At 59.5% G+C, this 21089-nt stretch carries 19 protein-coding genes; 6 read left to right on the forward strand and 13 right to left on the reverse strand.

What is annotated here, in order from left to right; translation table 11 throughout:
- Positions 1-11 precede the first annotated feature (11 nt).
- The 6 genes from etfB to AC1ME2_RS12055 all read right to left on the reverse strand — a co-directional run bounded on the left by etfB (position 12) and on the right by AC1ME2_RS12055 (position 7841).
- Complete coding sequence (gene etfB, locus AC1ME2_RS12030; protein ID WP_480441395.1) at positions 12-812, reverse strand: electron transfer flavoprotein subunit beta; 801 nt, start codon at positions 810-812, stop codon at positions 12-14.
- Entirely contained in the window at positions 802-2022 is a 1221-nt protein-coding gene (gene etfA, locus AC1ME2_RS12035) for an electron transfer flavoprotein subunit alpha (protein ID WP_480441396.1), read from the reverse strand. The genes etfB and etfA overlap by 11 nt, the downstream gene beginning before the upstream one ends.
- Positions 2022-3995: a dimethylglycine demethylation protein DgcB gene (dgcB, locus tag AC1ME2_RS12040; RefSeq protein ID WP_480441398.1), complete on the reverse strand. Its 1974-nt coding sequence runs from the start codon at positions 3993-3995 to the stop codon at positions 2022-2024. Before dgcB ends, etfA begins: the two co-directional genes overlap by 1 nt.
- A gap of 177 nt (positions 3996-4172) precedes the next feature.
- On the reverse strand, positions 4173-6233 hold the full coding sequence (gene dgcA, locus AC1ME2_RS12045; protein ID WP_480441399.1) for a dimethylglycine demethylation protein DgcA: 2061 nt from the start codon (positions 6231-6233) through the stop codon (positions 4173-4175).
- 15 nt (positions 6234-6248) lie between these two features.
- Positions 6249-6779, reverse strand: a complete 531-nt coding sequence (locus AC1ME2_RS12050) for a DUF5943 domain-containing protein (protein WP_480441400.1) — start codon at positions 6777-6779, stop codon at positions 6249-6251.
- A gap of 84 nt (positions 6780-6863) precedes the next feature.
- Positions 6864-7841: a dipeptidase gene (locus tag AC1ME2_RS12055; protein ID WP_480441401.1), complete on the reverse strand. Its 978-nt coding sequence runs from the start codon at positions 7839-7841 to the stop codon at positions 6864-6866.
- Between the two features lie 239 nt (positions 7842-8080).
- Between AC1ME2_RS12055 and AC1ME2_RS12060 the strand changes: the two genes are divergently transcribed.
- A complete protein-coding gene (locus tag AC1ME2_RS12060) occupies positions 8081-8473 on the forward strand; it encodes a lysozyme inhibitor LprI family protein (protein WP_480441402.1) in 393 nt (130 codons plus the stop codon).
- Between the two features lie 65 nt (positions 8474-8538).
- Here the strand turns inward: AC1ME2_RS12060 and AC1ME2_RS12065 are convergent, their stop codons facing one another.
- Positions 8539-9483 (reverse strand): GlxA family transcriptional regulator, encoded by a 945-nt coding sequence (locus AC1ME2_RS12065; RefSeq protein ID WP_480442116.1) that lies wholly within the window; start codon positions 9481-9483, stop codon positions 8539-8541.
- 189 nt (positions 9484-9672) lie between these two features.
- Between AC1ME2_RS12065 and choX the strand changes: the two genes are divergently transcribed.
- The 5 genes from choX (at position 9673) to AC1ME2_RS12090 (ending at position 14474) form a co-directional block, all read left to right on the forward strand.
- Positions 9673-10620, forward strand: coding sequence for a choline ABC transporter substrate-binding protein (choX, locus tag AC1ME2_RS12070; protein ID WP_480441404.1), 948 nt, complete (start codon positions 9673-9675; stop codon positions 10618-10620).
- A gap of 83 nt (positions 10621-10703) precedes the next feature.
- The gene (cdhC, locus tag AC1ME2_RS12075; RefSeq protein WP_480441405.1) at positions 10704-11591 is read left to right on the forward strand and encodes a 3-dehydrocarnitine:acetyl-CoA trimethylamine transferase CdhC; all 888 of its coding nucleotides are present in this window, start codon (positions 10704-10706) and stop codon (positions 11589-11591) included.
- A 131-nt stretch (positions 11592-11722) separates the two neighbouring features.
- Positions 11723-12688, forward strand: a complete 966-nt coding sequence (locus AC1ME2_RS12080) for an L-carnitine dehydrogenase (RefSeq protein WP_480441407.1) — start codon at positions 11723-11725, stop codon at positions 12686-12688.
- A 130-nt stretch (positions 12689-12818) separates the two neighbouring features.
- On the forward strand, positions 12819-13289 hold the full coding sequence (locus tag AC1ME2_RS12085; protein ID WP_480441408.1) for a thioesterase family protein: 471 nt from the start codon (positions 12819-12821) through the stop codon (positions 13287-13289).
- Between the two features lie 24 nt (positions 13290-13313).
- Positions 13314-14474 (forward strand): gamma-butyrobetaine dioxygenase, encoded by a 1161-nt coding sequence (locus tag AC1ME2_RS12090; RefSeq protein WP_480442118.1) that lies wholly within the window; start codon positions 13314-13316, stop codon positions 14472-14474.
- 168 nt (positions 14475-14642) lie between these two features.
- Here AC1ME2_RS12090 and fba read toward each other — a convergent pair whose 3' ends face one another.
- The 6 genes from fba to tkt form a co-directional block, all read right to left on the reverse strand.
- On the reverse strand, positions 14643-15707 hold the full coding sequence (fba, locus tag AC1ME2_RS12095; RefSeq protein WP_480441409.1) for a class II fructose-bisphosphate aldolase: 1065 nt from the start codon (positions 15705-15707) through the stop codon (positions 14643-14645).
- A 142-nt stretch (positions 15708-15849) separates the two neighbouring features.
- The gene (locus AC1ME2_RS12100) at positions 15850-16173 is read right to left on the reverse strand and encodes an MliC family protein (RefSeq protein WP_480441411.1); all 324 of its coding nucleotides are present in this window, start codon (positions 16171-16173) and stop codon (positions 15850-15852) included.
- 108 nt (positions 16174-16281) lie between these two features.
- Complete coding sequence (locus AC1ME2_RS12105; protein ID WP_480441413.1) at positions 16282-16506, reverse strand: hypothetical protein; 225 nt, start codon at positions 16504-16506, stop codon at positions 16282-16284.
- A gap of 28 nt (positions 16507-16534) precedes the next feature.
- Entirely contained in the window at positions 16535-17698 is a 1164-nt protein-coding gene (locus tag AC1ME2_RS12110) for a phosphoglycerate kinase (RefSeq protein ID WP_480441415.1), read from the reverse strand.
- A gap of 15 nt (positions 17699-17713) precedes the next feature.
- Entirely contained in the window at positions 17714-18763 is a 1050-nt protein-coding gene (gene epd, locus AC1ME2_RS12115; protein WP_480441418.1) for an erythrose-4-phosphate dehydrogenase, read from the reverse strand.
- 148 nt (positions 18764-18911) lie between these two features.
- Complete coding sequence (gene tkt / locus AC1ME2_RS12120) at positions 18912-20909, reverse strand: transketolase (RefSeq protein WP_480441420.1); 1998 nt, start codon at positions 20907-20909, stop codon at positions 18912-18914.
- Between the last annotated feature and the right edge of the window lie 180 nt (positions 20910-21089).

A 21089-nucleotide genomic window follows, 5' to 3' on the forward strand; every position in this document is an offset into this window, starting at 1 on the left:
GTGTCTGCGCGTTAACGCACCACGCCTTCCTCAATCAATAGCTTCAAAATCGCCTCGGCGCCTTCTTTGGCGCCGAGGCCCTTGAGCACTTGCCCACCGCCGCCGCTGGCCTTGGCCGTTGCGGCTTTCATGCGGTCGGCGCCGCTTTTGCCCTTGATCACTTTCAAACGCTTGGGCCGGGGCTTGGCCGGTTGCAGCGCGGAACGTGCCAACAGCTCATCCACCACCACGTCGACCTCCTCCACCGCGAGCATTCCGCGTTGTGCCGGACCATAGGCGCTCTGCCGGGACTTGGGCGCGGCGTTATCCACTGTGGCGAGAAACGGCAGGCGGACCTTCAGCCGACGACGCTGACCGCGTGGCAGCGCTTGCAGAACATGGGCCACGCCGTTGTCCAGCGATTCGACCTGCGCCAGTCCGACCACCAGCGGCCAACCCAGCTTTTCCGCCAACAGAAACGGCAACATGCCCGAGCCTTCGCCGGTTTCCGCCTGACTCCCGGTCAGCACCACCTGCACATTGGCTTCACGCAGGTAGTCAGCCAGCGCTGGCAAGGCATCGGCGCCTTGGGGCTGTTCCAATACATGCAGTTCCTCCAGGCCCATGCCCAGATAAGCCCGCAGCGCAGGCTCGTCGACATTGCCGGCGTGCAGCACCTGCAAGTTATCCCCAGCCAGTTGCAGGCCCAGTTCGACGGCGCGCGCGTCCTGCTCGGCGCGACGTGGCCGACCGGAAGTCGGGTGCGCGCCGATGGACACCAGGCTGATCACATGGGGTTTGTTTACCGGGGGACTCTCAAGATTAAGCGGCATCACGTTTCGCCTCATTGCGGTAAACCTCAATGGCAGCAATCAGCGCCTTGAGTATGTCCGCGCTTTCACCGATCACCGACAGGTCGGCACGTTTGATCATGTCGCACCCCGGATCAAGGTTGATCGCCACCACCTTGTCGCAGGCACCAATGCCTTGCAGATGCTGGATCGCGCCAGAAATACCGACGGCCACATAGACCCGGGCCGTGACCCAGGTACCACTGGCACCGACCTGGCGACCACGCGCCATGTAGCCATCGTCCACCGCCACACGCGAGGCACCTTCGGTGGCGCCCAGCGCTGCGGCGGTGCGGTGGAACAAGTCCCAGTCCTTCACCCCATTGCCACCCGAGAAGATGAACTCCGCTTCGGCCATGGGAACGGCTGCCGGGTCCACGGCCACCGCGCCAAGGTCTTCGATACGCGACAGACTGCGAGCGACGGCTGTGGATAACTCTACGGGCAATGCTTCGTGACGGGTTTCGCTGACCGGTTCCGCACATTCGACGGCGGCCAGAATCAAGCGCGCCAATGGACGCGCCAAGTCTTCACGACCCGCACCCGCGCGGCCGATGCACTGATCGTCAGTCACCTGCCAGACACGCGTTGCAGGACGTTCGCCCAGGCTTGCGGCAAAGCGTCGACCCAGCTCGCCGCCACCGCTGCGGCTGTCAGGCAGCAGCCAATGGCGCGGATTGAACTGGTTATCCACAGCCCGTAGACCCTGAACACGCTGTTCCGGTGAATAACCGCTGAACTCGCGGCCCTCAAGCAGCAACAGACGGTCGACGCCCGCGGTGGCAAACGTCGTTTCCTTATGCTCGCCGAATACCACGGCCAGCACTGCGCCATCTTTGCCGGCCAATTGATGAGCCAGGCCCAACACGTCGCGGTCGTGGCTGCTCAAGCGGCCGCCGACCATGTCCGGCGCCACACAAATGTAGAACGCCGGTTGCGCGATGACATGCAGCGGCAGTTGCACTGCGGCAACGGCGGAGCGTTTGACCACCCCACCCTGTTGCGCGCCGCTGCGGTCAATACGCTTGATCCCGTTGGGACCGATAAAGCCGACGTTGTGCACATCTTTGCGCACGATGCCGTTGGGCCCCATCCAGCTGGTTTGCGCTGGCTGCATGGCTGCGTGCAGCGGGTGCAGGCGGTTACGGGCGATCCATTCGGCGCGTGGGTCGCGGCGGATAATGTCGCTCATCAATGCACCTCCGCAGGTTGGCGCTTAACGGGTACTGGTTTGCTGGCGACGACGTCTTCCAGCAACGCATCGGCGACCAGTTCGGCAATGTCTTTGATCAGTGGCCGAGGTTCGACCACGCCTTCAAGCATCGCAGTGCACTGCGGGCAACCCACGGCCACCAGCTCGGCACCGGTTTCGCGGATGTCTTCCATACGCATGTCGGGAATCCGCTGCTTGCCAGGAATGTCGGTGATCGGTGCACCGCCACCACCGCCGCAGCAACGGGAACGGAAGCCGGAGCGCTGCATTTCCTTGATCTCGATACCCAGTGCGCGCAATACCTCACGCGGCGCCTCGTATTCGCCGTTGTAGCGACCGAGGTAGCACGGGTCGTGATAGGTCACGCTGGAGCCTTTGTGCTGACCAAGGTTCAACGCGCCCGCCTGGATCAGCTCAGCCATGTAGGTGCTGTGGTGCTGCACCTGATAGTTGCCGTCAAAAGCACCGTATTCGTTTTTCAACACATGGAAGCTGTGCGGGTCGCAAGTGACGATACGCTTGAAGGCGTACTTGGACAGGGTCTGGATATTGCGCTTGGCAAGCATCTGAAACGTCGCTTCATCACCCAAGCGGCGCGCCACATCGCCACTGTCACGCTCTTCGAGGCCCAACACCGCAAAATCAACATTGGCGGCTTTCAGGACTTTGACGAACGCGCGCAAGGTCCGCTGGTTACGCATGTCGAAGGCGCCATCACCCACCCAGAACAGCACGTCGGCGGTCTTCTTTTGACTATGGAGCTCGCTGAACAGATTGAGGTTCAGGTCCGCCGCCCAGTTCATCCGCCCGCCCGGTGCAAAACCGCCGGGGTTGTCGGTGGCGATCAGGTTGTCCAGGACTTCGGCGCCCTTGTTCGGCGTCGCACCTTTCTCCAGGGTCAGGAAGCGGCGCATGTCGACGATGGCATCAACGTGCTCGATCATCATCGGGCACTCTTCCACGCAGGCGCGGCAGGTGGTGCAGGACCACAGGGTTTCGGCGTCTACCAAACCGTTGACGATCGGCTGATGGGCATTGCCGCCGTGTTCGCCGATAGGCTTGCCCCTGCCGTCAGGGGATGGGTAGGGGCTGCCGGCGAACTTGGCGTCGGTGCCACCGGCCAAGCCGACCACCATGTCTTGAATCAGTTTTTTCGGGTTCAGCGGCTGGCCGGCAGCGAAGGCCGGGCAGGCAACTTCGCACTTGCCGCACTGCACACAGGCGTCGAAGCCCAGCAGTTGGTTCCAGGTGAAATCCTCGGGTTTTTCCACGCCCAGAGGCGCGCTGGTGTCACTTAGGTCCAGCGGTTTCAAACCGGTGGAACGACCGCCACCAAAGCGCTCGGCGCGACGGTGCCAGGCCAGGTGCAAGGCGCCCGCAAAGGCGTGCTTCATCGGCCCGCCCCAGGTCATGCCGAAGAACATTTCCGACACGCCCCACGCCGCGCCCAGGCCCAGCAGTACGACGAGAACCCAACCGCCAAAGTGCTCCGGCAGGATGCCCGCCACTGGCAGGGTCACCAGAAAGAAGCTGACGGAAAATGCCATCAAGCTTTTCGGCAAGCGCATCCATGGGCCTTTCGACAAGCGCGCAGGTGGGTTGCGCCGACGCAATGCCATGAAAATCGCGCCGACAAACATGATCGCCGACGCCAACAGCAAGGCGTAGCCGAGGATGCGGTTATGCAGGCCGAAGCCGTGTACCAGAATCGCCAACACGGCTGCCAGCACAAAGCCGCCAGCGGTGGCGACGTGGGTGTTGGCGATGTATTTGTCCCGCGCCACGACGTGGTGCAGGTCGACCATATAACGCTTGGGCATGGCCAGCAGGCCACCGATCAGGTCGACCTTGGCCGCCCGGCCCTGGCGCCACAGCATCATCCGCCGCACTGCGCCCAACACAGCCAAGGCCAGGGCGACAAACAACAGGATGGGAAGAAGGGTGTTCAACATGTGGAGCTCCCAAAAGACACTTCAGGTCTTGCAAGGGGACATACCTGGATGCCTTGCCCGATCTCTGTGGGAGCAGGCTTGCCTGCGAAGGGGGCTTGGCTGACACACCGCGTCGCCATCTTCGCAGGCAAGCCTGCTCCCACAAGGGATGCAACAATCCAAGGATCAGTCAGCGGCTTAAAAATCCTTACACAACCGCAATGCGTCGTAGATCGCCGCATGGGTGTTGCGCTGGGCCACACAGTCGCCGATGCGGAACAGCAGGTAACCCTCGCCCGTCTGGCTCAGCGAAGGTTGCGGCTGGATAGCGAACAACGCTTCGATGTCGATCTGGCCCTTGTTGCGTGAGGCTTCTTTCAGCGCGTAGTAGATTTCTTCATCTGGGCGCACGCCGTTCTCGACCACCACTTGATCGACCACCCGCTCCTCTTTGGCGCCGGTGTATTCGTTCTCCAGCACCGCGACCAGCTTGTCGCCCTCGCGATAGACCTTCTCCAGCATCAGGTCGCCGGTCATGATCACTTCTTTGGGGTACATGCTGCGGTAGTACGTCGGGAACGACGTTCCGCCGATGGCCACGCCTGGCTTGATGTCGTCAGTAACGATCTCGACCTGGCTGCCTTTGTCCGCGAGGAAGTCAGCGGTCGACATCCCGGTGAATTCACAGATGGTGTCGTAGACCAACACGTTCTTGCCCGGCGCAACCTTGCCGTCAAGAATATCCCAGCTACTGACGACCAACCCTTCGGCCGCGCCCCAGTGCTCGTTCTGCTCAATGAAGGGGTGTCCGCCCACTGCCAGCACCACCACATCGGGGCGCAGGTCGAGGATGGTCGCTGCATCGGCAGCCGTGCCAAGGCGCAGATCGACTTTCAAGCGCGCCAGTTCCAGCTGGAACCAGCGCGTAATCCCGGCAATCTGGTCGCGCTGCGGTGCTTTCGAGGCGGTGGTGATTTGCCCGCCGATGAATTCTTTTTTCTCGAACAGGGTCACGTCATGCCCCCGCTCGGCGGAAACCCGAGCGGCCTCCATGCCCGCAGGACCGGCACCGACGACCACCACTTTGCGTTTCACGCCGGTGGTTTTTTCGATGATATGCGGCACGCCCATGTACTCACGAGACGTCGCGGCGTTCTGGATGCACAGCACGTCCTGCCCTTGGTACTGGCGGTCGATGCAATAGTTGGCGCCGACGCACTGCTTGATCTGGTCGATCTGGCCCATCTTGATCTTGGCGATCAGGTGCGGGTCAGCGATGTGAGCACGGGTCATGCCGACCATGTCGACGTAACCACCGTCCAGAATCCGTGCGGCCTGGTTCGGGTCCTTGATGTTCTGCGCGTGCATCACCGGCGCCTTGACCACTTCCTTGATACCGGCCGCCAGGTGCAGGAAGGGCTCCGGTGGATAGCTCATGTTCGGGATAACGTTGGCCAGGGTGTTGTGGGTGTCACACCCCGAGCCGATGACGCTGATGAAGTCGATCATGTCGGTGGAGTCGTAATACTTGGCGATTTCCTTCATGTCCTCGTGGCTCAAGCCATCGGGGTGGAATTCATCACCACAGATACGCAGGCCGACACAGAAATCAGGCCCTACTTCCTTGCGCACAGCCTTGATCACTTCCATGCCAAAACGCATGCGGTTTTCGAAGCTGCCGCCCCATTCATCGGTGCGTTTGTTAACCCGAGGGCTCCAGAACTGGTCGATCATGTGCTGGTGCACGGCAGACAGCTCAATGCCATCCAGACCACCGGCCTTGGCCCGCCCGGCAGCGCTGGCGTAGTTGCCGATCACCCGCCAGATTTCTTCCGGCTCGATGGTTTTGCAGGTCGCACGGTGTACCGGTTCACGGATGCCCGACGGTGACAACAGCACCGGCCAGTTATCGCCGTCCCAACGAGAACGACGGCCCATGTGAGTAATTTGAATCATGATCTTGGCGCCATGCTTGTGCATGGCGTCGGCCAGATTCTGGAAGTGCGGGATGATTCTGTCCGTCGCCAGGTTGACCGACTTCCACGGGCCTTGCGGGCTGTCGATGGCCACGCTGGAGGAGCCGCCGCAGATAGCCAGGCCGATACCGCCCTTGGCTTTCTCCTCGTAGTACTTCACATAACGCTCGGTGGTCATGCCGCCATCGGTGGCATAAATTTCGGCGTGCGCAGTACTGAGGATGCGGTTGCGGACAGTCAATTTGCCGAGCTGGATCGGCTGGAACAGTGATTCGAAAGCCATGACGGATACCTCGACTTACAACGGCTTGACGATGAACAGGCCGTCGTCGTGGCCTTCTTCAGAACCACCGTAAACCTGCTCGGCCACAGTGCGGATCGGACTGCCTTTGGCGGCCAGGATTTGATCCATGGCACCGGCGAACCAGCCGGTGAACATGTAATCGACCTTGCGCCCGACCTTGCCGTACACATAGACGAAGCAAGAGTGTTCCAGGCGGATGCTGGCGGTGCCATTTTCCAGGTCGATGGCTTCGATCTTGAACAGACCCCAGCCTCGTTGCGACAGGCGCTTCATGTAGTGCTCGAATACCGCGACGCCTTCCAGGCCGTGGCATTCAGCTTCCTTCTCGCACCAGTGCCAAGCGGATTTGTAGCCGGCCTTGTAGAGGATTTCGGCGTAGGCGTCAGCGCCCAACACTTCTTCGATGCCCATGTGGTTATTGACGAAAAAGTGACGTGGCACGTAGAGCATCGGCAGCGCATCAGAGGTCCAGACACCGGTTTCGCTGTCGACTTCGATAGGCAGTTGCGGGGCGATTTTAGCCATGGGGTAACACTCCAGAAATTCGGGTTACGCCCACTGCGCGAATGGCAGTGGGGTTAGCTGTTCAATGTAGATACGGCGTGAGCGTTACTCGCCCCAAACATCCTTCAACACGTTGACCCAGTTCTCGCCCATGATTTTGCGTACCACGCGCTCGGGGTGGCCGCGTTTGAGCAGGGTTTCAGTCAGGTTGGGGAACTCACCCACGGTACGAATACCCAGCGGGTTGATGATCTTGCCGAAGCTGGTCAGACGACGCGCGTAGCCCTTGTCGTGGGTTAGGTATTCGAAGAAGTCCTGACCGTGACCCTGTGTGAAGTCAGTGCCGATACCGATGGCGTCTTCACCGGCAATGTTCATCACGTACTCGATGGCCTCGGCGTAATCGTCGATGGTCGAATCGATGCCCTTGGCGAGGAATGGCGCAAACATGGTCACGCCGACAAAACCGCCGTGGTCAGCGATGAACTTCAGCTCTTCATCGGACTTGTTGCGCGGATGTTCTTTCAAGCCGGACGGCAGGCAGTGCGAGTAGCAAACCGGTTTTTTCGATTCGAGGATGACTTCTTCGGAGGTTTTCGAACCCACGTGAGACAGGTCGCACATGACACCGACGCGGTTCATTTCGGCAACGATCTCGCGACCGAAGCCCGACAGGCCGCCGTCACGTTCGTAACAGCCGGTACCGACCAGGTTTTGCGTGTTGTAGCACATCTGCACGATGCCAACGCCGAGCTGCTTGAAGATCTCGACGTAGCCGATCTGGTCTTCATAAGCGTGGGCGTTCTGGAAACCGAAGAGAATGCCGGTCTTGCCTTGTTCTTTGGCCTTGCGGATATCCGCCGTGGTGCGCACGGGGATGACCAGGTCACTGTTTTCACGCATCAGCTTCTGGCTGGTGCAGATGCTATTGATGGTCGCCTGGAAACCCTCCCACACCGACACGGTGCAGTTGGCTGCAGTCAAGCCGCCTTTGCGCATGTCTTCGAACAGCTCACGGTTCCACTTGGCAATGATCAGCCCGTCAATAACGATGCTGTCGGCGTGCAATTCGGCTGGGCTCATCAGGCTGTCCCCTCTGGGTGATTCATGCGCCGAATCGTCTGCCGGCGCTTTGGGGCCAGCATATGCCTGAGGGTTGAGCGAGCCGGGTGCAAAAACGACAGGGGGTTTGCCGAAAGCGTCAAGAAGCGACAAAGGGTAAGCGACGCCCGCCCAGATAGACCGCGTGGCCCCTGTTCTTTAGCCGTCGGCTGGGGGAAAATCCCGGCGATTGTTATGAACAACCGACGAGGATGTCGTAAATGAGGTCAATGTTATTGGTTTTGGCAGTGCTGGCAGCCAGCGCTCAAGCGGACGAAAGCACTCCCTGCGACAACGTGGAAACCACCCAACAAAGTTTCGAGTGCTCCGCCTTCAACAAAACCACCTCCGAGCACGAGTTGGATAACGCTTATAAAGACCTGATCGATCGCATCAGCTCACAGTACGGCAACCACCCGGCGCAACTGAGCGACTACATCGCCAAAATAAAAGATGCCCAACAGATCTGGACCAAACTGCGCGAAGCCGACTGCTCGGTGCAAACGTTCCTGAGCGAAAAAGGCAGCCAGACCCTCGAAATCGGGCAAAACGATTGCTTCTCGCAGATGAGCGATGAACGATCGGAGTATTTGCAATCGATCGGGATTGAGTGATTCGCGCGCCTTGACACCCGCGATCCCTGTGGGAGCAGGCTTGCCTGCGAAGAGGCCAGTAGCCCTCACGCATCCGACCGCTGCCGATCCTCTCTCGGACAGCGCGCAAACCGTGCGCGGTAACTGCGCGTGAAGTACGACGGTGATTCAAAGCCGCAGGCCAGGCTGACTTCCAGCACACTCATGTCGGTCTGGCGCAGCAGTTGCCGCGCCTTCTCCAGACGCAGCCCGAGATAGAAATTGCTCGGGGTGTCTTTCAAATGCAGGCGAAACAGTCGCTCTAGCTGACGGCGGGTCACTTGAATCCCGTCGGCCAGGTCCAGGGTGCTGAGCGGTGGTTCGGTGTGTTGTTCCATTTCGCCGATGACCTGCACCAGTTTTTTGTTGTTGATGCCATAACGCGTGGCGATCTGCATGCGTTGGTGGTCTTTGCGCGGGCGAATCCGGCCGAGCACGAACTGTTCCGACACCTGAATCGCCAGCTCCGACCCGTGGGCCTGGCCGATCAGGTCGAGCATCATGTCGATGGACGCCGTGCCGCCTGCGGAAGTGATCCGGCGGCGGTCGATTTCGAACAACTCCTGAGTCACTGCCAGCTGTGGATAAGACTCCTTGAACGCCCCCAATGCCTCCCAATGCAGGGTCAGGCGATGGCCGTCGAGCAGGCCTGCCTGCGCCAGCACGAAGCTGCCGGTGTCGATGCCGCCAAGGGTCACGCCTTCGTGGTCGAGTCGACGCAACCAGTGCTCCAGCGCTGGGGTACAGAACTTCAAGGGCTCAAAACCCGCCACCACCCACAGCGTCGTGCCTTTCTTCAACGGCTCCAGCGCGGCATCGGCGTTGACCGACATGCCATTGCTGGCGACCACCGCCCCGCCATCGACACTCAGCACATGCCAACGATACAGCTCGCCGCCGAAGCGATTGGCGACGCGCAGCGGCTCGACGGCCGAGACGAAGCCCATCACCGAGAACCCGGGCATGAGCAAAAAGTAATAGTCCTGGGACATCGGCGGTACTCGCAGGGTCAGCATCACTCACCACATACGCCAGTTGAATGAGGACAGCAAGAGAACAGGTCGCTGCTGTGCAAGAGCTAGTCGCCGCTGTGCGTTTTCCGGGGGCTGCGGCTGCGTAACGTTGCATCACGGCGCGCAGACGTCGGAACCCCACAATAACGACTGCCGAGGGAATCCACCATGAAACGACTGATCAGCTGTTGTTTGCTGGCACTTACCGGAACCACCTTCATCGCCAACAGCGCCAGTGCAGCTGAACCGGCAACTTGTCAGAACGTGCGCTTGGGCGTGGTCAACTGGACCGACGTTATGGCCACCAGCGCCATGACCCAAGTCTTGCTCGATGGCCTGGGCTACAAGACCAAACAGACCAGCGCCTCACAGCAAATCATCTTCGCCGGTATCCGCGACCAGCGTCTGGACATGTTCCTCGGCTACTGGGACCCGTTGATGACCCAGACCATCACCCCGTTCGTGAAGCAAAATCAGGTGCGCATCCTGCCTGAGCCCAGCCTCAAAGACGCTCGCGCGACCCTCGCCGTCCCGACTTACCTTGCTGACAAGGGCCTGAAAACGTTCGCTGACATCGCCAAATTCAAGAAAGAGCTGGGCGGCAAAATCTATGGCATCGAGCCAGGCTCAGGTGCCAATACCCAGATCAAGGAAATGATTGCCAAGAACCAGTTTGGCCTCGGCGACTTCCAGTTGGTGGAGTCAGGCGAAGCCGGAATGCTGTCGGCCGTCACCCGTGCGGTCAATCGCAACGAAGCGATTGTGTTCTTCGGTTGGGCGCCGCACCCCATGAACGTCAATCAGAAAATGACCTACCTCACCGGCAGCGCTGACGCCCTCGGCCCGAATGAAGGCGCAGCCAAAGTCTGGACGGTGACCGCACCGGATTACGCCCAGCGTTGCCCGAACGTCGACAAGCTGCTGAGCAACCTGAGTTTCACCGCTGAAGACGAGAGCCGGATGATGCAGCCGCTGCTTGAGCACAAAGACGCACTGACATCCGCCAAACAGTGGCTCAAAGACCATCCGCAAGACCTGAAGCGCTGGCTCGCGGGGGTAAAAACCTTTGACGGCAAAGACGCCGCTGAAAACCTGCAACTGAGCAGCAACCCTTAGTCGACCCGAATCACCTGCCCGCAGCCTGATCGGGCTGCGGACGGGATGACCACACTCTAAAAACCGCCTGTAAGGAACCTGAAATGAATCATGACGTCATCATCACCTGCGCACTGACCGGTGCTGGCGACACTACCGGGAAGAGCCATCTGGTCCCGGTCACTCCCAAACAAATCGCCGCTGCCGCCGTTGAAGCCGCCAAGGCGGGCGCGACCGTGGTTCATTGCCACGTACGCAACCCGGAAACCGGCAAGTTCAGCCGCGACGTGGCCCTGTACCGCGAAGTGATGGAGCGCATTCGCGAAGCCGACGTCGACATCATCGTCAACCTCACCGCCGGCATGGGTGGCGACCTGGAGATTGGTGCGGGCGAGAACCCCATGGAGTTTGGTCCGAACACCGACCTGATCGGCCCGCTGAGCCGCCTGGCCCACGTCGAAGCACTGCTGCCGGAAATCTGCACCCTCGATTGCGGCACCCTGAACTTTGGCGATGGCGACACCATCTACGTGTCCACCCCGGCCCAACTGCGCGCTGGCGCCAAACGCATTCAAGAGCTGGGCGTGAAAGCCGAGCTGGAAATTTTCGACACCGGTCACCTGTGGTTCGCCAAACAGATGATTAAGGAAGGCCTGCTCGACGACCCACTGTTCCAGCTGTGCATGGGCATCCCATGGGGCGCGCCTGCTGACACCACCACCATGAAAGCCATGGTCGACAACCTGCCGGAAAACGCTGTGTGGGCAGCCTTTGGTATCGGCCGCATGCAGATGCCGATGGCGGCTCAGGCGGTGCTGCTCGGCGGCAACGTGCGCGTGGGTCTGGAAGACAACATCTGGCTTGATCGCGGCGTGTTGGCCAGCAATGGCGCACTGGTCGAACGCGCCTCGGAAATCCTCAGCCGCCTGGGCGCCCGTGTTCTGACCCCTGCCGAAGGCCGGATCAAGATGGGCCTCAAGAAACGCGGCTGATATCCATTGTGGGAGCGGATTTATCCGCGAAGACGTCGGCACATCCAACATCGTCAGTGCCTGATACACCGCCTTCGCGAATGAATTCGCTCCCACAGAATCACCTACAGATTTCTATTCAGGAAGTAACGATGACTTTTATCACTGACATCAAAATCTTCGCCGCACTCGGCAGCGGTGTTATCGGCAGCGGTTGGGTTTCCCGCGCGCTGGCCCACGGCCTGGACGTGATCGCCTGGGACCCGGCACCCGGCGCTGAAGCCGCCTTGCGCAAACGCGTGGCCAATGCCTGGTCCGCCCTGGAAAAACAGGGCCTGGCACCCGGTGCGTCGCAAAGTCGCCTGCGCTTTGTCGCGACGATTGAAGAATGCGTACGTGATGCTGACTTTATTCAAGAAAGCGCCCCGGAGCGTCTGGACCTGAAGCTGGACCTGCACAGCAAAATCAGCGCAGCGGCCAAGCCCAATGCCCTGATCGGCTCCAGCACCTCCGGCCTGTTGCCCAGCGAATTCTACGAAAGCGCCATCCACCCGGAACGCTGCGTGGTCGGTCACCCGTTCAACCCGGTTTACCTGTTGCCACTGGTCGAAGTGGTCGGCGGCAAGAACACCGCACCTGAGGCCGTACAAGCAGCGATCAAGGTGTATGAATCTCTGGGCATGCGTCCGTTGCATGTGCGCAAGGAAGTGCCGGGTTTTATCGCCGACCGCTTGCTCGAAGCGCTGTGGCGCGAAGCCTTGCACCTGGTCAATGACGGGGTAGCTACCACCGGCGAAATCGACGATGCGATCCGCTTTGGCGCTGGCCTGCGCTGGGCGTTCATGGGCACCTTCCTGACCTACACCCTGGCAGGTGGCGATGCGGGCATGCGCCACTTCATGGCGCAATTCGGCCCGGCACTGCAACTGCCGTGGACTTATTTACCGGCACCGGAGTTGACCGACAAGCTGATCGACGATGTGGTCGACGGCACCACCGACCAGCTAGGCAACCACAGCATCCAGGCCCTGGAACGCTATCGCGATGACTGCCTGTTGGCCGTGCTCGAAGCGGTGAAAACCACCAAAGCCCAGCATGGAATGGCGTTTAACGAATAACCCGATGCCTGATATTGCTGTGCTGACGGTGCTGTCCTCTTCGCGAATAAATTCGCTCCCACAGAATTCGCGAAGGCTGAATGTCAGGCGCAGAAAGTTTGCCAGACCACGTTGAGATAGAGCCCTACTCATGCCAACACTCACCACCTACAAAACCCCGGTCCTCGCGGACTGGGTCGATTACAACGGGCATCTGCGCGATGCGTTCTATCTGCTGATTTTCAGTTACGCCACGGACGCCTTCATGGACCATTTGGGCCTGGACAGCGACAACCGCGAAGCCAGTGGTCATTCGCTGTTCACCCTCGAATGCCATCTCAATTACTTGCATGAAGTGAAGCTGGGCGAAGACGTCGAAGTGCGCACTCAAGTCGTCGGCCACGACCGCAAGCGCGTGCACCTCTACCACAGCCTGCACAAACCCGGCAGCGACGAACCCTTGGCCGCCAACGAACAAATGCTGCTGCACGTCGACCTGGCAGGCCCGCGCTCGGCGCCGTTCAGCGAGCCGGTATTGAACACCCTACTGGCCTTGGTCGAAGCCCAAAAAGACCTGCCGTTGCCTGCCTACATCGGCCGCGTAATTGGCTTGCCCGCCTGATTCCACACTGAAAAGGAGATCACCATTAATACTCCAGCCGTCGCTGACTTTCGCAGCTACCCGTTAATCAGTGCGTTGACCTCCGTACAACCATTGGCGGACAGGCTGCACGTGCAATGGGCCGATGGGCGGCTCAGCCCGTTTCATCATCAATGGCTGCGGGATAACTGCCCGTGCCCTGAGTGCGTGTACAGCGTGACCCGTGAGCAGGTGCTGGAAATCGTCGATGTCGCTGAAGACCTGGTGCCCAACAACAGTCTGATCGACGTCCAGGGTTGCCTGCGTGTGGAATGGCAGGACGGCCATCAAAGCCGTTTTGATCCTGGCTGGCTGCGCGCCCATGCCTATGACGAAGCGTCGCGGGTCGAGCGGCTGGAAGCCAAGCCAAAAAACCAACTGTGGACCGCTGACCTGCAACTGCCGGTGTTCGAGTATCAAGCGGTCATGGAAGATCCGCAGACACTGCTCCAGTGGTTGCTGACGCTGCGTGACATCGGCCTGACGCAGGTGCGCGGCGTGCCGACGGAACCGGGCTCGTTGACCCAGATCGCCAAGCGGATTTCGTTTATCCGCGAGAGTAATTTCGGCGTGTTGTTCAATGTGCAATCAAAAGCTGATGCCGACAGCAACGCCTACACCGCTTTCAACTTGCCGTTGCACAGCGACCTGCCGACCCGCGAGCTGCAACCGGGGCTGCAGTTTCTGCATTGCCTGGTCAATGAAGCGGTGGGCGGCGAAAGTATTTTTGTCGATGGTTTTGCGATTGCCAATGCCCTGCGCCATGAAGACCCAGAGGCGTTTCGGAGTTTGTGCGAGATTCCGGTGGAGTTTCGCAACAAGGATCGCCACAGCGACTACCGCTGCCTCGCACCTATCATTGCGCTGGATACTTTGGGTCGAGTCCGTGAAATCCGCATGGCCAACTTTCTGCGCGGCCCGTTCGATGCACCCGCAGAGGAGATGCCTGCGCTGTATCGAGCCTATCGACGCTTTATCGCCATGACCCGCGAAGCGCGGTTTCGGGTGAGTTCGCGGCTGAGCCCCGGCGACATGTGGTGCTTTGACAACCGCCGCACCCTTCACGCCCGCAATGCGTTCGACCCGGCAACCGGTGCGCGGCACTTCCAGGGTTGCTACATCGACCGGGATGAACTGCTGTCGCGGATATTGGTGTTGCAACGGTAGACCGCAGCGCGGCCTTCGCGAATGAATTCGCTCCCACACAGGCTGCACAGTTAAACCCTGATCCACTGTGGGAGCGAATTCATTCGCGAAGGCATCAGACCAAACACAGCAAAATCATCAACCACAAAAAAACCCGCATCGCTGCGGGTTTTTTTGATCAACTCAAACTCAGTTGACCTTGGCGTTCAACTCGCCTTTGGCATAGCGCAGGTACATTTTTTCCAGCGACATCGGTTTGATTTTGGATGCCTGGCCGGCAGTGCCGAACGCTTCGTAACGCGCGATACAGATGTCACGCATGGCAACGATGGTTTCGCCGAAGAATTTACGTGGGTCAAATTCGCTCGGGTTGGTGGCCATCAGGCGACGCATCGCACCGGTGGACGCCAGACGCAGGTCGGTGTCGATGTTGACCTTGCGTACGCCATATTTGATGCCTTCGACGATCTCTTCGACAGGCACGCCGTAGGTCTCTTTAATGTCGCCGCCGTATTGGTTGATGATTTTCAACCATTCTTGCGGAACCGAAGACGAACCGTGCATCACCAAGTGGGTGTTGGGGATGCGCTTGTGGATTTCTTTGATGCGTTCAATCGCCAAGGTGTCGCCGGTAGGCGGCTTGGTGAACTTGTAAGCACCGTGGCTGGTACCAATGGCGATGGCCAGGGCATCGACCTGAGTTTTCTTGACGAAGTCAGCGGCTTCTTCCGGGTCGGTCAACAGTTGGCTGTGATCCAGCACGCCTTCTGCACCCACGCCGTCTTCTTCGCCGGCCATACCGGTTTCCAGGGAACCCAGGCAACCCAACTCACCCTCAACCGACACGCCGCAGGCATGAGCCATGGCCACGGTTTGCTGAGTTACGCGCACGTTGTACTCGTAATCAGTCGGGGTCTTGCCGTCTTCGGCAAGGGAGCCGTCCATCATCACCGAACTGAAGCCCAACTGGATCGAGCGCTGGCAGATATCAGGGCTGGTGCCGTGATCCTGGTGCATGACCACAGGGATGTGCGGGAATTCTTCGATAGCGGCGAGGATCAAGTGACGCAGGAACGGGGCACCTGCGTATTTGCGCGCACCGGCCGAAGCCTGAACGATCACCGGGGAATCGGTCTTGTCGGCCGCTTCCATAATGGCGCGCATCTGTTCCAGGTTGTTGACGTTGAAAGCAGGGACGCCGTAGCCGAATTCGGCTGCGTGGTCCAACAGCTGGCGCATGCTGATAAGTGCCATTTTAGGTCTCTCTCCCGGTAGGGTCGTTAATCGTGCAAGCCTGCCTTAACGGCGGCTGCTATTCAAATTTTGCGCATTGCATTAGAGCCAAGCGCGTGTAATAGACAGTCGCAACTTACTCGATCCAGCGGCTCAGCCCCCTCTAGGGAGCCTTGCACGCGCGACCGATCAAATCATTGGTGGCGACCCAGTAAACCAGGCCTTCGTCACCTTTTATGTGAAACGCCAATACACCGTCGCTGTACAACTCGCCGGAAGCGCCAGGCTCAGGCTTCAAACGATAGACCTGGTCTTTGCCGCCCAGGCGTACATCGACCTCTGCCTTGGTGCTATCAGTGAAATGCCACAGCACTTCAGCCTGACTGTCGCAGACCCACCGGGTCCAGGCGCTCTGTTGTTCCGGTGCCTTCATGCTGGCGCATCCGCCAAGCATTACAAGTGTCACAAGGGCGATTAAGCCTTTCATTACGTCTCCTGGCCCCCATGAAGCTCGGCAGATGCCAATCACTTCGGTCGATCAGGGGCAGTTTTGTTCCTGATCGTGATCATCGTCAGCTCAGCCGTACCCCAGGTATCAAGGACAGCCAGCCTTCACCACAGCAGGCATGAACTCGTACTTGTCCAGCGCACCCGGGCCGCCGCGGCTGTAGATGATTGGAACCGTTTCCGCCTGCCAGTCAGCCTGGTAACAGCTCACCCGAAGTACCTGAGGCGCGGCTTGCACCTCGTCGGCTTCCGGTTCACTGGCACACCCGGCCATCAGACCGGCGATGATAAACAGTGGTAACCGCTTGCCCATGTACATCCCCTTCACCGACACCGGATATTCAGGCCTTGGCCCTTTGTTCCAGCACTTCAACGGCTGGCAGCACTTTGCCTTCGACGAACTCAAGAAACGCACCGCCACCGGTAGAAATGTAGGAGATTTTATCCGCTACGCCATATTTATCGATGGCCGCCAGCGTATCGCCGCCGCCCGCGATGGAAAATGCAGAGCTGGCCGCGATGGCCTTGGCCAAGGTCTTGGTGCCTTCGCCGAATTGATCGAACTCGAACACGCCAACCGGACCGTTCCACAGAATAGTCTTCGAAGATTTCAACAAGTCGGCGAAATGTGCCGCAGTTTGCGGGCCGATATCCAGAATCATGTCGTCATCAGCCACATCGGCGATCAGTTTGACCGTCGCCACAGCGCTTTCGGCGAATTCCTTGGCCACAACGACATCCACCGGCAACGGCACGCTGACTTTGGCGGCGATGGCGCGGGCGGTGTCCAGCAGATCAGGCTCATACAGCGATTTGCCGACATTGTGCCCGGCCGCCGCGAGGAAGGTGTTGGCGATGCCGCCACCGACGATCAACTGGTTGCAGATCTGGCTCAGGCTGTTAAGCACATCCAGCTTGGTGGACACCTTGGAGCCCGCGACGATAGCCGCCATTGGCTGGGCCGGAGCGCTAAGGGCTTTGCCCAGCGCATCCAGCTCGGCAGCCAGCAACGGGCCAGCGCAAGCCACTTTGGCGAACTTGCTGACGCCGTGGGTCGAGCCCTCGGCGCGGTGAGCCGTGCCGAAGGCGTCCATCACGAATACGTCGCACAGGGCGGCATACTTTTGCGCCAGTTCGTCAGCGTTTTTCTTCTCGCCCTTGTTGAAGCGCACGTTCTCGAACAGCACGATGTCGCCAGCCTTGACCTCGACACCGTCCAGGTAGTCAGCGACCAGCGGTACGTCACGCCCCAACGCTTTGCTCAGGTAGTCGGCAACCGGTTTGAGGCTGTTTTCGGCGGAGAACTCGCCCTCGGTCGGACGGCCCAAATGCGAGCAAACCATGACGGCTGCGCCCTTTTCCAGCGCCAGCTTGATGGTCGGCAGCGAAGCAAGAATCCGCGCATCGCTGGTCACCACACCGTCCTTGATCGGGACGTTGAGGTCTTCACGGATCAATACACGCTTACCTTGCAAATCGAGGTCGGTCATCTTCAACACGGTCATGAGGCTGTCCCTGGTTTACTGTTGTTTGTGAGCAACGCGCAGATAGTGATCGGCGACGTCGAGCATTCGATTGGCAAAACCCCATTCGTTGTCGAACCAGGCCAGCAGGTTCACCAGCCGAGGGCCGGAAACGCGTGTCTGACTGGCATCGACAATTGCCGAATGAGGGTCATGATTGAAGTCACAGCTGGCATGCGGCAGTTCGGTGTACGCCAATAACCCTTTCAACGGGCCGCTGGTGGCAGCCTCGCGAAGTATCCGGTTGACCTCGGCAGCATCGGTATCACGCGCTGTTTGCATCGTGATATCGAGACACGAGACGTTAACGGTTGGGACACGCACTGCTTTGGCCTGAATTCGCCCGGCAAGTTCCGGCAAAAGCCGTTCGATACCACGCGCCAGACCAGTGGACACCGGAATGATCGACTGAAAGGCCGACCGTGTGCGACGCAAGTCTTCATGATGATAGGCGTCGATCACCGGTTGATCGTTCATCGCCGAGTGGATGGTGGTGATCGAAATGTATTCCAGACCGATGGCCTGATCGAGCAAGCGCAACAGCGGCACGCTGCAATTGGTGGTGCAGGACGCATTGGACACCAGTAACTCGGCGCCTGTCAGCTTTTGCTGATTGATGCCATACACGATGGTGGCGTCGACATCCGCTTCGCTGGCCATCGGCTGCGAGAACAGCACCCGGGGTGCGCCCGCATCGAGAAAGCGCTGGCCATCTTCCCGGGTGTTGTAGGCGCCCGAGCACTCAAGCACCAGATCAACGCCTAGCCCGGCCCAATCGATCCCTTCAGGGGTTGCGCTGCGCAGCACCTTGATGCCGTGCTCGTTGAGGTACAGGTATTCGCCTTCGACCCGCACTTCGCCAGGAAAGCGACCGTGGGTGGAATCGAAGCGCGTGAGGTATTCGAGACTGGCGATGTCCGCCAGATCGTTCAATGCAACCACTTCGAACCCGGCCTTCGCCCCTCGTTCACAGAGCGCGCGCAAGACGCAACGACCGATTCGGCCGTAGCCGTTGAGAGCAACTTTATAGAGGCGTGGCTGAGGCATGGGGTTCTCGCGTGAAGGATTGCAGAGAACCTGTAGGAGCTGCCGAAGGCTGCGATAAGGTCCGAAGGACCTTCTGTGCACCAAAAGCCACGACCGATTCTCGGTCGATCGCAGCCTTCGGCAGCTCCTACAGGGGACGCGTTACTTCTTAGTCTTCAAGCAGCTCGTCAGCTGTACCCAGGATGTTTTCCAGGGTGAAGCCGAACTCTTCGAACAAGGCCGGCGCAGGTGCCGACTCGCCAAAGGTGGTCATGCCGATGATTCGACCTTCCAGGCCAACGTATTTGTACCAGTAGTCCGCGTGAGCGGCTTCGATGGCGATACGCGCGCTGACTTGCAACGGCAGAACCGTTTGCTTGTACATCGCGTCCTGAGCGTCGAACACACTGGTGCACGGCATGGAAACCACGCGCACCTTGCGGCCTTGCTCGGTCAGTTTGTCATAAGCCAGTACGGCCAGACCCACCTCGGAACCGGTGGAAATCAGGATCAGCTCAGGCTCGCCCGCACAGTCGCGCAGCACGTAACCGCCACGGGCGATTTCCGCCAATTGTATGGCGTTGCGCGATTGATGGGTCAGGTTCTGCCGAGAGAACACCAGTGCCGATGGACCGTCGTTGCGCTCGATCGCATACTTCCAGGCCACTGCCGATTCCACGGCATCTGCCGGGCGCCAGGTATCAAGGTTCGGCGTGCCACGCAGGCTGGCCAGTTGCTCGATCGGCTGGTGCGTCGGGCCGTCTTCGCCCAGACCGATGGAGTCGTGGGTGTAGACGAACAGCACGCGTTTTTTCATCAGCGAGGCCATGCGTACTGCGTTGCGTGCGTATTCCATGAAGATCAGGAAGGTCGCGCCGTACGGTACAAAACCGCCGTGCAGGGCAATACCGTTCATGATCGCGCTCATGCCGAATTCGCGAACACCGTAATGCAGGTAGTTGCCGCCAAAATCTTCAGCCGTGATGCTCTTGCAGCCTTTCCATATGGTCAGGTTGGAGCCTGCCAGGTCAGCCGAACCGCCGAGGAACTCAGGCAGCAGCGGACCGAAGGCATTCAATGCGTTTTGGCTGGCTTTACGGCTGGCGATGGTTTCGCCCTTGGCATCGACTTCGGCGATGTAGGCTTCGGCTTTTTCGGCAAAATCAGCCGGCAGCTCGCCACTCATGCGACGGATCAATTCGTTGGCCAGTTCCGTGTGTTCGGCGGAGTAGGCAGCAAAACGCTGATCCCACTCGGCTTCTACAGCAAGACCCGCTTCCTTGGCGTCCCATTCGGCGTAGATATCTGCCGGAATTTCGAAAGGGCCGTAATTCCATTTCAGCGCAGCGCGGGTCAGCGCGATTTCTGCGTCGCCCAGTGGGGCGCCGTGGCAGTCTTCCTTGCCTTGCTTGTTCGGCGAACCGAAACCAATGGTGGTCTTGCAGCAGATCAGCGTGGGCTGTGCGCTTTTACGTGCGGTGTCGATGGCGATCTTGATTTCTTCGGCATCGTGGCCGTCAACGTTACGGATCACTTGCCAGTTGTAGGCTTCGAAACGCTTCGGCGTGTCGTCAGTGAACCAGCCTTCGACTTCGCCATCGATGGAAATGCCGTTGTCATCGTAGAACGCGATCAGTTTACCTAGACCCAGCGTACCGGCCAGCGAGCCGACTTCGTGGGAAATGCCTTCCATCATGCAGCCATCACCCAGAAACACGTAGGTGTGGTGATCGACGATGTTGTGGCCCGGACGGTTGAACTGCTCGGCCAGCACTTTTTCAGCGATGGCAAAACCCACGGCATTGGCCAAACCCTGACCCAGGGGACCAGTGGTGGTCTCGACGCCTGGGGTGTAGCCATATTCAGGGTGACCCGGCGTACGGCTGTGCGACTGGCGGAAATTTTTCAGGTCGTCGATGGACAGGTCGTAACCGGTCAGGTGCAGCAGCGAGTAAACCAGCATCGAGCCGTGGCCGTTGGACATGATGAAGCGGTCACGGTCGGCGAACGATGGGTTGCTCGGGTTGTGCTTGAGGTAGTCACGCCAAAGAACTTCGGCGATATCCGCCATGCCCATAGGGGCACCGGGATGGCCGCTGTTGGCTTTTTGCACAGCATCCATGCTGAGGGCACGAATGGCGTTGGCACGCTCACGACGGCTGGGCATCGCTGATCTCCTGGAACTGAAAGGATGGGATCGGAAAAAAGGTGAGCATTTTCCCTCAGGCACTGCTTCGGGGCAATGATAGATAGTCGTTGGAGGGCGTTTTTCCTGCGTTGCCCACGTTATTGCAGGGTCAAACCAGATATTCCTCAGACACAGATCTGTCTGGCGTACTCACGCGGC

The organism is Pseudomonas sp. ASL9 (genome assembly GCF_056680335.1).

Coding starts and splice junctions, on each gene's coding strand:
- etfB (WP_480441395.1), bottom strand. CDS start 812: ATGCCGCTTAATCTTGAGAGTCCCCCGGTAAACAAACCCCATGTGATC.
- etfA (WP_480441396.1), bottom strand. CDS start 2,022: ATGAGCGACATTATCCGCCGCGACCCACGCGCCGAATGGATCGCCCGT.
- dgcB (WP_480441398.1), bottom strand. CDS start 3,995: ATGTTGAACACCCTTCTTCCCATCCTGTTGTTTGTCGCCCTGGCCTTG.
- dgcA (WP_480441399.1), bottom strand. CDS start 6,233: ATGGCTTTCGAATCACTGTTCCAGCCGATCCAGCTCGGCAAATTGACT.
- AC1ME2_RS12050 (WP_480441400.1), bottom strand. CDS start 6,779: ATGGCTAAAATCGCCCCGCAACTGCCTATCGAAGTCGACAGCGAAACC.
- AC1ME2_RS12055 (WP_480441401.1), bottom strand. CDS start 7,841: ATGAGCCCAGCCGAATTGCACGCCGACAGCATCGTTATTGACGGGCTG.
- AC1ME2_RS12060 (WP_480441402.1), top strand. CDS start 8,081: ATGAGGTCAATGTTATTGGTTTTGGCAGTGCTGGCAGCCAGCGCTCAA.
- AC1ME2_RS12065 (WP_480442116.1), bottom strand. CDS start 9,483: ATGTCCCAGGACTATTACTTTTTGCTCATGCCCGGGTTCTCGGTGATG.
- choX (WP_480441404.1), top strand. CDS start 9,673: ATGAAACGACTGATCAGCTGTTGTTTGCTGGCACTTACCGGAACCACC.
- cdhC (WP_480441405.1), top strand. CDS start 10,704: ATGAATCATGACGTCATCATCACCTGCGCACTGACCGGTGCTGGCGAC.
- AC1ME2_RS12080 (WP_480441407.1), top strand. CDS start 11,723: ATGACTTTTATCACTGACATCAAAATCTTCGCCGCACTCGGCAGCGGT.
- AC1ME2_RS12085 (WP_480441408.1), top strand. CDS start 12,819: ATGCCAACACTCACCACCTACAAAACCCCGGTCCTCGCGGACTGGGTC.
- fba (WP_480441409.1), bottom strand. CDS start 15,707: ATGGCACTTATCAGCATGCGCCAGCTGTTGGACCACGCAGCCGAATTC.
- AC1ME2_RS12100 (WP_480441411.1), bottom strand. CDS start 16,173: ATGAAAGGCTTAATCGCCCTTGTGACACTTGTAATGCTTGGCGGATGC.
- AC1ME2_RS12105 (WP_480441413.1), bottom strand. CDS start 16,506: ATGGGCAAGCGGTTACCACTGTTTATCATCGCCGGTCTGATGGCCGGG.
- AC1ME2_RS12110 (WP_480441415.1), bottom strand. CDS start 17,698: ATGACCGTGTTGAAGATGACCGACCTCGATTTGCAAGGTAAGCGTGTA.
- epd (WP_480441418.1), bottom strand. CDS start 18,763: ATGCCTCAGCCACGCCTCTATAAAGTTGCTCTCAACGGCTACGGCCGA.
- tkt (WP_480441420.1), bottom strand. CDS start 20,909: ATGCCCAGCCGTCGTGAGCGTGCCAACGCCATTCGTGCCCTCAGCATG.